Here is a 10697-nt window from a genome sequence, read left to right as displayed (position 1 = left end):
TCGAATTTTCAAGAATACCAAAAAAAAGTTAAACTCTGAAACGGGACTCTGGAATATGGTTAAAACTAAGAGTAAAAAATATAACGGTATTCATCTTGTCTCACTGGAGTTTTCTTAAAACCGACCTGAACGAAAAGCAGGACTTATTCATCGATTGTCGCTCCCAAGCGCAATACCAGGAATCCACCTTAAAGGGTGCGTATTATTTTCCATTCGTCAAAAAAGCTTTTGCTTCCGATCCGGATTCTTCCAAAAAATTATTGGGTCCGATCGAAGAGATACTTGCTCTCGCTAAAAAAGAGGAGAAGTCCAGGATCTTAGTTTTCGACGAAGGAATGGGGATGTTCGCATCCAGACTCGTTTTCCTTTTGAGAGCGGCAGGTTTTCAAAATGCCTTCTTGATCGGACAACGCTGGCCTGTAGATGGGGCAAAAGAAAAAGGTTCTAAAGAACTGGATTGCGGCCCTGCGTCCAAAGTTCGCAAGCTCGAAGGAGTGATCGACAAAGCCTTCTTAGAAAAGAACTTAACTAGACTGCAAATTTTCGATACTCGCACTCCGGAAGAATACGACGGAAAACTTCCACGTTTAACCGCTCCTGAACCGGGGAGTTTATGCGGTAGATTACCGGGAGCCTTCCTTTGGGACTGGAGAATGTTGTATGACGCGAATGGCGAACTCGTGGACAAAACATTCTTCAATAAAAAGTTAAGAGGTTTCCCTTTTATGCCGGAAAGGACCACTGTTATCTACGATTATAACGGTGCAAGGTCCTCATTGCTCGCAATGATGCTCAAAGAAGTAGGATACAACGACGTGAACGTATATGTTGGCTCTTGGTTCGAGTGGAGAAAATCAAATCTACCTAAACAAGCGGCGAATATATACGGACAGACTGGAGCAGCAGCTTCTGCACCAAGAGTCGGTGGCGTAGACCGAAAAAGTTAAAAAAAGAAAGACTTCTTAGGCTTCTTAAAAGAACCTCTCTCGTTAGTTTCTAAGAGGAATAACGATGAGGTTCTTTTTTATTATCAGCATACTATTTGCATCTTTATTGGATTGTGGATCCAGATTCGAAAAGATCTCTCCATTTTCCATTCCTCCTCAAGAATTCGACCTCGGCAACGGTGTAAAAGCAGTATTCCTACCGAGTGAACTTTCGTTCATCACTTCTAAGGGTAGAATATTAGAATTCAATTTAAAAGATGCATTTCTATCTTCTGCGAAAGGAGAACAGAACGTAAATTATAGAAAGGCGACCTTCAAGATCAAAGATAAGATCTTATTAGAATGCGGATCTCAAACAATCGAAAGCCTTGGACTAGAGTCCGGAGCATTAATTCTGAAAGGAAAACTCTCCGGAAAGAACTGTGAGACAGATTACTCGATCCGATTTGTATCTTCTTCCAATTCCGGACTTGATTGGAAGGTGGAGATTTCTAATCCGGAACTGAACCGGACGTTTATTAAATTCAAATCGGACGAATCGGAGAGTATATACGGACTAGGCGAACAATTCTCTCATCTAAATCTAAAAGGAAAAAGACCATTTTTATTTTCAGAAGAACAGGGAGTGGGAAGGGGAGATCAACCGATTACCTGGGGAGCCGAATTATTAGAAGGTGCTGGAGGGAACGAATACAGCACATACACACCCATTCCATTTTTTCTGACATCAAGGAACAGGGCATTCTTCTTCGAAAATAGTTCTTATTCCGTTTTTGATTTTGAAGAAGATTCAGAAATCGCAATTGAGTTTAGGGAAAGAGGACTTAACGTCAAATCTTGGAAAGCGACAAGTCCGAAAGAGATCCTAAAATTATACACTTCTCATACAGGAAGATTTCCGAATTTGCCGGATTGGGCCTATGGAACATGGCTCGGTATCCAAGGCGGAAAATCGGTTGTATTGGAAAAGATAGAAGAAGCAAAACTCTCAGGAAATCCGATCTCCGCTCTTTGGATCCAGGACTGGGTGGGACAAAGAAAAACCGTATTCGGTTCCCAGCTCTGGTGGAAATGGTTTCCGGATGAGACACGTTATCCCGACTTCAAAAACTTCGTAAAAGAATTAAACCAAAAGAATATCCAAGTTTTAGGATATATCAACCCGATGCTCGCCACAGAAGGGCCTTTATTCGAAGAGGCGGTCAAAAATAACTATTTAGTAAAAGATAAGGAAGGGAAAGATTATATAGTCCAAACTGCTGGATTTCCGGCCGGGCTACTTGATCTTACGAATCCTAAAACTAGGACCTGGATCAAAAGTATAATCAAACAGAATTTGATCGGCAACGGACTTTCAGGTTGGATGGCGGACTTCGGAGAATGGTTGCCTACGGACGCGGCATTGTTCTCTAAGGAATCCGCAGAACTTTATCATAATCGTTATCCAGTAGAATGGGCGAGGCTGAACAGAGAAGCGATCCAAGAAGCTGGCAAAGAAGGACAGGTCGTATTCTTTACTAGAGCAGGCTACAGTTATTCCAATAAATATTCCACTTCCTTTTGGACGGGAGACCAAATGGTAAGTTGGGGCAGACATGACGGGATCGTTTCTTCTCTGATCGGAATATTGAGCGGAGGAATGTCCGGGATCAGCTTAAACCATAGTGATATAGGCGGATATACCACGATCCCAAGTCCGATCAAAGATTATTTTAGATCCAAGGAATTGTTCTTACGTTGGGCAGAATTGAACGTATTCACTCCTATATTTCGGACCCACGAGGGAAATAGGCCTTCTAAAAATCACCAACCGTATTCGGATCCCGATACTGTAAAAGAATTTGCAAGATACGGACAGATGCACATTGCATTAAAAGAATATTTTAAATTTCTAAATAAAGAAGCAAGTGAATCAGGACTTCCCATTTTACGACCTTTATATCTTTCTTATCCGGAAGATATTAACACAAGAGACTTACAAAACCAATTCTTACTCGGAGAGGATTTACTCGTAGTTCCTGTGCTGGAAAAAGGAGAAGATACAATAAAAGCATATCTACCAAAGGGAGAATGGGAACATGTATGGACAGGTAAAACTTTCCAAGGCGGAGCTTGGATAGAGATGAATGCGCCTTTAGGATCTCCAGCAATTTTTTTGAAAAAGAAAGGTGCTTGGTATGAAAAACTAAAATCGGCTCTTTCTACTTTCAAAAAGAACTGAAATAGGGCAGAGTTTTTATTTGAATCATAAAACTTCTAAACTGTCTAAATAAAAGAAGAAGGGCCTTTTGTCAGAATTTACGGATCCAATCGTGCTATTTGACGGAGTTTGCAATTTATGCAATGGTGCAGTGAATGTACTTTTGGATCTGGACAAACATAAAAAACTAAAATTTGCGAGCCTCCAATCTGAATATGCCAAAAATCTAATCCAATCGAATGCCTTAGAAGAGAAAATCCGAGGCATAGACAGTATCCTTTTCTGGGATGGGAAAGAAATTCATATCAAATCCAATGCAATCATTGAAATCAGCGGCAAGTTGGGCGGCTTCTGGAAAATTTTCCTCATCGGTTATATCATTCCTAGACCCATCCGAAATGTATTCTACGATCTGATCGCCAAAAATCGCTACAGGCTTTTCGGAAAAAGAGAATCTTGCAGAATGCCAACCCCGGAATTGAAAGAAAGGATTCTAGGGTAAAGATACCGCAGAGTTTTTATTGCAAACAGAGACACAAAGTCACGGAGAAACGTTTTGTTGGAATTCCCACATCGCACCAAACTTTTTACCCTCTTTGAGTCTCCGTGCCTCTGTGTGAGAAAGCTCTGCAACTCTATGTAACTCCGTGCTCTGTGCGATCCCCTGTTCAACAGAACAGGGGATCTTTCTCAAAAACCTCAAAAATCCGTACAAAATCTGGCCTTTGAGTGCCTTCCCTTATGTCTATTCCTTCCAGGTTTGGAGGTTTGGCCTCGACGAAACTTTCTTCAGTTTTCTGAAAACTTTTCACTAAGTTTGTAATTTTTCGGGACTCTAATTGTGACACCTTGTAAAAATAGCGAAAATTCTTCAAAATACATCATAAATCAATGAAATTAGGAATAAAATAATTAATTTCATTGGAATTCGGTCGGATTCATTCGATATCGTTAATTCCTCATGATTTGGGTGGAGAAAAATCCTTGTCCCTAGATTATGGACCAGGAGGATAGGTTGAACTTTCGGAAATTTACCGCCGATCTTAAATACAAGACCCGTTTTTTAAGAGAATTTTTGGCGGCGCAAAAAGGAAAGAACCAAATGAAAAGAAAAACTATTCTTTCGATAATAGGCGCATCAGCCCTTGTCGTCCTTTCCTGGAAATCTTTCGCAAATACATATTTGGAAGAAGTAAAGGTCGATAACCAATTTATCCAAACCTATCAATCTAGAGAAGGTATCTGGATCGTTCCGGGAAAAGTAAAAGAATCCTTAGAGGATCTATATCATAAATTCGGAACTTCTGAAAGAGAAGTCCGCCTTCTGAACGGGATCCACGACAGTGGAAAGATCCAAAACTCTGAGCCGGTATTTTTTCCTTATAACGCAAATTACACACGCAATCTTCTATTAGAGGACAAAGGAAGAGAAATATTCACTTCCGATTCCAGAGAATTGATCTGGCCTTTGAGCTTTAAATATTCAAGAGTTACTTCCAGATTGGGAAGACGCTGGAATGCGTTGCATGCGGGAGTGGACATCGCTTGCCCGAACGGATCAGTCGTGATCGCAGCTGCAGACGGAGTTGTGACCGATTCTAAAAGAGACGGCGGATACGGACTAAGAGTGGTACTTACTCATCCTCAGATCAACGGGATCCAGACATTATACGCTCATAATTCTCTTCTTTTCGTAAAGCAGGGAGATAAGGTTAAAAAAGGACAGGTGCTTGCACTTTCGGGTAATACTGGACATACGACTGGACCACATGTTCATTTCGAAGTTCGTTACCAAAACGTGGTGTTGAACCCGGAACATTATCTTCCTCCTTTTTTAGCGGATAAAGAATCCCAAGTTGCAATCGCAAAAGAAACCATCCAACAATAATCGTGTTTTCTAAGTCCGACTGGTCTTCCGAAATCTTTTCCTATTTAGAAGAGAATCTGACCGGTCGAAAATTCCAAACAGCTTTATTCGATTTTGATAATACTCTTGTCCGAGGAGATTTCGGAGAAGAAGTCATGTGCGAACTTCTTCGCGCAGGAGTTCCTTGGATCCGATCTCTTTCTCCTTTTTTTCCGGAAACTGCAATCTCCGAAAAAATGGAAACTTTACGTAAAACAAACACCCAAACCTTCATGGTCGAAGTTTGGAATTATTATGAATCCAAGATCGAGAAAGAAGGCCTAGAGGCAGGGTATAGGTGGTCCACTTGGATCTTTTCCGGTAGGTCCACACAAGAATTGCAAGATACCGCAAAACTTGTTTGGGAAAAGAACCAAAAGGATACAAATCCAGAAGCAGTGCAAGCATTCCATCCTATGTCGGAACTAGTGAAAGAATTCGAGAGGGTGGGAACCAAAATTTGGATCCTGACTGCTTCTCCCGCCCCGGTGATCCAAGTGGTTTCCGAGCAATGGGGCATTCCGAAAGAGAATGTACTTGGTATGAGATTGATCGAAAAGAATGGGATCTTAAGCCACGAGCTGATCGAACCTTTCACTTATGGGATCGGAAAAGTAGAATTTCTGAATCTTGCCAATGGAAACCAAGGATACGATATTGCATTCGGAGATTCGGAGAATGATTTCCCTATGCTTTCTTATGTACGATCCAAAGGGATATTTTTAGACAGGGGCAAGAAGAAAATCCCGCCTCCAGGAACTCTTATTCAAAGTGTGGCGGATTGGAAGACGATTCCGAAACCGTTGTAAGAGACTCTGCGCCTTACTACCTTGCCTTCAGGTAATCAGGCATTTCAGGAAGTTTGGCTTCCGTCCAGATCCAATCTCCGATCAAGGAAACGATCGGAGCCTTTTCTCCATCTAAAATTTTTAATAAACCTATTTTTAGATCGTTCGGTTCGGTGGCTCTATATGGAATGTTTGGAAATTGTTTTTCGAAAATCCTTTTTTCCGATCCACGAACATAGTCCCAAAAGAATTCGGAAAACTTTTTGCCGGATTCCTTATGCTCTTTCATCAGGTTTTGTAATTCCGGAAAAGGGGATGTCCTGCCGATTTTTTGCAGAAGTATTCCGATCCCTCTAGCGCTTGTGCTTATAAAACTTCCTGCGCGGATCATTTTTCTGGAATCCGGTTTTTCAATAGCCCATTCTTCCATTTTCTTTTTGATGAATGCCAAAGCTCCATAAGAAGTAAGCAAATGAGGAAGATAATAAAAAGCGGAATATCCGACAGTCAAACGAGGACTTAGTTTTGCTTCCAGTTCTATCATGGGGTCCAGACAGAATTTAGCAGTGTTTACGATATCTGCATCCGGAGTTTCAGAAACAGGATAACCCAAATTCCCTCTCGCAGGAGTGTAGATGAAAAGATTCACTTTTTGGTTATGGATTTTTTTTAGGATTTTTTGAACTGCAGTTTCCGGATCTTCTAATTGGATATGCTGGATTGTTTTGTCCGCTCCGTTGATCTGAGAGTCGCCGGAAGTAGTCGAGATAATATTCCATTTGATCCCTGACTTTTTGGAATGCTCCCGAAGAGCTTCTATTGCGCTTTGGCCTGCGGCACCCGACCCACCTACGATCAATGCAATCGATTCGCTCATTTTTAGCCTCCAAGAAAGTGAGGACCAGCTTACTTATTCCGGGAATCGTATGCCAGAAAAAAAGCGTAAGTACGGCTGAAAATCCGCAGGAGGCTCCGATACTATTTTTACTTCTTCTTCAAATTCGTTTTTGAATTTTAAAAGATATGAATGTAATAAAAATCGTTTTGGTTTAGAAACTAAACTTTTAACGGAAGATCCTGTGTAAGTTTCGTCTCCCAAGATGGGAGTTCCGATGGAGGAAAGATGAAATCGGATCTGGTGTCTTCTTCCGGTAACTAATTTTGCTGCGAGCAAAGATAAATTTTTTTCCCTCGAATAGGAAAGAAGAGTAAAATCAGTGATCGCTTTTTTTCCGCCTGAACGAACGGAACTTACCTTACCTTTCCCATCTTTTAAGAAACATTCTACTCTGAATTCTTTCTCCGTTGGAATTCCAGCGCAAACTGCCAGATAAGTTTTTTCAGAATCGGCTAAGATCGAATCCGCTTCTTTATTTTGGGACGGCTCTTTGCAGAATAAAAGGATGCCGCTTGTGTCTTTATCCAGTCTGTGGAGTAGTCTTAATTCCGGATTCTTCTCCTGTTGTCGTAAAAGATCTTCCAGGTTGGGACGGTTTGGGTCGAATGTAGCATGAACCGGGATACCGGCCGGTTTTTCTACAGCAAGTAGGAACCCCTTCTCATATAATTTGTGAATCGGGTGCATAATGGACTGGAATTTGGGCTTGGCTTCCCTCATATGCTACTCCGTCGTAACTTCTCTAATTTGATCATCCTCTTTTGAAAGGATTGAAATTGGATTGACACATCTTCCGTTATATTGGACGAATTAGGAATGAAACAGGCCGATGCCGAAGAACTGGATGGGAAGGAACTCATCTCCAGCGAACATATAACAGAAGTCGTTAAAGAAAACCTAAAATTAATTCGCCATACTAAAGGACTCTCATTAGACAAATTGGCATCTCGTTGTGGTGTGAGCCGAGCCATGCTTTCTCAAATAGAGCAAGGTAAAAGTGTTCCTACAATTGCGGTATTATGGAAGATCGCAACAGGTCTGAACGTTCCTTTCAGTGAACTTCTTAAAGAAAAGGGAACAGAGGGAGTTTTTCTCTTAAAAGCGGAGAATACAAAAGTCTTATATTCCAGTTCAAAGGTATATTCTAGTCGTGCCTTGTTTCCGTTTATCGGAGGCAGAAGGGTAGAATTTTACGAACTGATCCTGAAACCGGGCGGTATCGAAGTTGCCGAAGCTCATAAAGCTGGAACAACCGAGAACCTTGTCGTGGTCCAAGGAAAATTGCGCCTCCGTGTGGGGGATAAGGTGGTAGAACTGGATGCAAAGGATTCCGTATATTTTAGAGCGGACGTTCCCCACGAATACATCAATCCGACTGATACAGAAACTCTCATGTATCTGGTCATGGAATATACGGACGAAGCTAGCTAAACTTTTAGTTCTAAACATATTTTTCACTCCGGGCCTTCTATTCTCGGAAGCGCCCGATCCTTCTACAGGTTATTTCGGGATTGATCGATACGAAGAACAGATCTCTTGTCATGAAGAGGATTGTATCCGTTATACTTTGGACGAATTGAATTCCAAAGGCGGAAAATCGGAAGTCCGAAAACTTTTAGAAGAGAATGCCGGAAAGGTATTGGTGGATCTTTCCGGAAAAAATCTCAAACTCACAGACGACGAACTGGACGATCTTAGGGACTTTCTATTAGAAATTTCTAAAAGAGATGGAAGGGTCGCGATAGAAAAACTTCATATTGCTATCCGTGGATTGGAAATTGCCGATCCTCCCGTTTTGAAAGACGTCGGCTTGATTGGCTGGGGTCTTATCCGAAGGATTTACAGAAGCGTTTACTTCAAGAGAACCGGAGATTATAACGCGAAAGTCCTCTATCATCCCGGAAGCGGAAAGATCAACTTGATATTCTTCGTTCATAAAAGGTACGGTGATATATGCGAGACTGTATTTTCTTCCTGTAACGAAATAGAATATTTGGATGAGGACACTTTCGATCTCCAATTGTCTACCGCTCTTAGAGAATCTAAGGAGAAAAATCTGCCTGTCAGAGTGAATTTCAAACAGGTCCAAGCTTCTTTTCCGGATACAAAACTGGAATGGGAGAATGTAAAAAGTATAGGAAGGTCTGCGAGAATGTACAAATGGCTCGCACTTCCCAAAGAAACGGAAATGAAACCCTTGAGCAGATCCAGATTTCTTCCTTTGCAGGCAGCCTTGACTGTGATCGATTATTCCGTTTCCGTATTCGATTATGTGAATCAGATCATAATGTACAAACCCGCAAGGAGCACTAAAGCGGAAGTAATGTACACTCAAAGATTAACGGAAGACGGAACTCTCGGAGCCAAAACAATTCATTCAGTTGTGTTTGTTCCGGTTAAAGAGGAATAAAATTTCTCCGCTTCCGAATGAAGCGGAGAAAGGAAAGATCTTTTAGAGGAAGAAGATCCAGGTTAAAAGTAGGAAGGTAGGGATCAAAAGTAGGAAGGAATACACGACGTATCCTCCAAAGCTTGGCATTTTGATCTTATTCTCTTCCGCTACTGATTTTACCATAAAGTTTGGAGCATTACCTATATAGGTCAATGCACCCATAAATACCGCACCTACGGAAATTGCTTTTAGCAATTCTTCGCCCACAGGATCTGCCAGGATCTGAGACACATTAGAGAATCCTAATAATCCTTTAGCCAGAGATAAGAATGTCAAATAAGTAGGAGCATTGTCTAAAACTCCGGAGAACCCGCCTGTCACCCAGAAGAACTGATATCTTTCGGTAATCCCCAGTTCCTTTCCATGATGTTCCAGAAGTAATAATGCTGGGATCATGGTTAAGAAGATTCCGATGAAAAGATAAGCCACTTCTTGGATAGGGCCTAAGGTGAATTTATTCTTTTCTCTAAGTTTCGGATCGGAGGTCACTTTGGAGAGTGCGATCAAGCCGATTAGAACTGCTTCTCTTATGAAACTTAGGAAAGGATATTTTTCAATCGCCGGGATATAGTTTTGGTTTAGGAAAGCAACAGAGAGGATCACTCCTAAAAGCCAAAGTAGGTTTACCTGACCTTCTAATCCGATCGGTTGTCTATGGGAATGATCGAAACGGATGTCCTTTTTGGTTTCTTTTCCATGCATTACCGTGTCCCAGATAAAATAAACAACGAGTAAAATTCCGGAAGCGATCATCATCTGCGGGAATAGTTTAAATGTCCAAACGAATGGAACTCCCTGGAGATAACCTAAGAATAGAGGAGGATCGCCAAGCGGGGTTAAGGAGCCGCCTATATTAGAAACCAAGAATATAAAAAAGATCACTGTGTGGACCACATGTTTTCTTTCCGAGTTGGTCTTGAGTAAAGGTCGGATCAGAAGCATAGAAGCTCCGGTCGTTCCGATAAAGGAAGCCAGGAAAGTTCCTACGATCAGGAAGATCGTATTATTTACTGGAGTAGCTTCGATATCACCATTTAAAACGATCCCACCGGAAATATAGAATAATGCCGCGAGTAGAATAATAAACGGAATATAATCGAAAACCATAGTGTGGAAAATTTTCCCGCCCCAACTATGAGCCATCAAGATCCCGAAAGAAACTCCTCCGAGCGCCAAGGAAAGAAGAAGTTTGTTATTATTGTTTTCCCACCAATGCTCAGTCGTATGAGAGATCAAAGGTAGAAGAGCAATGCTAAGTAGGATTAGAACGAAAGGAATGACCGACCAAAGAGGAAGATCGTCTCCAGCCTCACCATGAGCTGATGCAGTCTCTTGGTGCCCGTTTCCAGTTCCATGTTCCCCATGACCTGCATCCGTTTCGGACTGAGCCAATGTGTTTGTTTGAGGAGAGGCCCCTGTTTCTGCCCAAACGGAAACGTTTAGGATCAGGGAGAGAAAGAGTAGGGTAGTAAAAAATTTGTTTCTCATCATTCTCTGCTTTTCGAA

The 10697-nt window shown here is 41.6% G+C and carries 10 protein-coding genes; 7 read left to right on the top strand and 3 right to left on the bottom strand.

Going from position 1 to position 10697, the window contains the following annotated elements:
- The first annotated feature begins 95 nt into the window (after positions 1 to 95).
- The 5 genes from LEP1GSC185_RS00210 to LEP1GSC185_RS00190 all read left to right on the top strand — a co-directional run bounded on the left by LEP1GSC185_RS00210 (position 96) and on the right by LEP1GSC185_RS00190 (position 5862).
- Positions 96 to 947: a sulfurtransferase gene (locus tag LEP1GSC185_RS00210; RefSeq protein ID WP_008591966.1), complete on the top strand. Its 852-nt coding sequence runs from the start codon at positions 96 to 98 to the stop codon at positions 945 to 947.
- 64 nt (positions 948 to 1011) lie between these two features.
- Positions 1012 to 3168 carry an alpha-glucosidase gene (locus LEP1GSC185_RS00205; protein WP_008591945.1) on the top strand — a complete coding sequence of 719 codons (2157 nt, stop codon included), beginning with the start codon at positions 1012 to 1014 and terminating at the stop codon, positions 3166 to 3168.
- 67 nt (positions 3169 to 3235) lie between these two features.
- Entirely contained in the window at positions 3236 to 3649 is a 414-nt protein-coding gene (locus LEP1GSC185_RS00200; protein ID WP_008591956.1) for a thiol-disulfide oxidoreductase DCC family protein, read from the top strand.
- Between the two features lie 573 nt (positions 3650 to 4222).
- The gene (locus LEP1GSC185_RS00195) at positions 4223 to 5035 is read left to right on the top strand and encodes a M23 family metallopeptidase (protein WP_024864128.1); all 813 of its coding nucleotides are present in this window, start codon (positions 4223 to 4225) and stop codon (positions 5033 to 5035) included.
- Positions 5036 to 5037: 2 nt separating this feature from the next.
- Positions 5038 to 5862, top strand: a complete 825-nt coding sequence (locus tag LEP1GSC185_RS00190; protein WP_008591969.1) for an HAD family hydrolase — start codon at positions 5038 to 5040, stop codon at positions 5860 to 5862.
- 16 nt (positions 5863 to 5878) lie between these two features.
- On the opposite strand, the gene LEP1GSC185_RS00185 is transcribed toward LEP1GSC185_RS00190, so the two are convergent.
- Both LEP1GSC185_RS00185 and LEP1GSC185_RS00180 read right to left on the bottom strand, forming a co-directional pair.
- Entirely contained in the window at positions 5879 to 6718 is an 840-nt protein-coding gene (locus LEP1GSC185_RS00185) for a Rossmann-fold NAD(P)-binding domain-containing protein (RefSeq protein ID WP_008591976.1), read from the bottom strand.
- Between the two features lie 33 nt (positions 6719 to 6751).
- Positions 6752 to 7459, bottom strand: coding sequence for an RluA family pseudouridine synthase (locus LEP1GSC185_RS00180; RefSeq protein ID WP_008591985.1), 708 nt, complete (start codon positions 7457 to 7459; stop codon positions 6752 to 6754).
- Between the two features lie 96 nt (positions 7460 to 7555).
- Between LEP1GSC185_RS00180 and LEP1GSC185_RS00175 the strand changes: the two genes are divergently transcribed.
- Positions 7556 to 8170 carry a helix-turn-helix domain-containing protein gene (locus LEP1GSC185_RS00175; RefSeq protein ID WP_024864129.1) on the top strand — a complete coding sequence of 205 codons (615 nt, stop codon included), beginning with the start codon at positions 7556 to 7558 and terminating at the stop codon, positions 8168 to 8170.
- A complete protein-coding gene (locus LEP1GSC185_RS00170; protein ID WP_024864130.1) occupies positions 8151 to 9149 on the top strand; it encodes a hypothetical protein in 999 nt (332 codons plus the stop codon). Before LEP1GSC185_RS00175 ends, LEP1GSC185_RS00170 begins: the two co-directional genes overlap by 20 nt.
- A gap of 42 nt (positions 9150 to 9191) precedes the next feature.
- Here the strand turns inward: LEP1GSC185_RS00170 and LEP1GSC185_RS00165 are convergent, their stop codons facing one another.
- Positions 9192 to 10679, bottom strand: a complete 1488-nt coding sequence (locus LEP1GSC185_RS00165) for a sodium:proton antiporter (RefSeq protein WP_010514869.1) — start codon at positions 10677 to 10679, stop codon at positions 9192 to 9194.
- Positions 10680 to 10697 lie beyond the last annotated feature (18 nt).

Origin of the sequence: Leptospira licerasiae serovar Varillal str. VAR 010, assembly GCF_000244755.1 — a bacterium.
GTDB lineage: Bacteria > Spirochaetota > Leptospiria > Leptospirales > Leptospiraceae > Leptospira_B > Leptospira_B licerasiae.
Note: the sequence above shows the minus strand (reverse complement) of the source record. Positions and strands in the feature narration are given on the sequence as shown.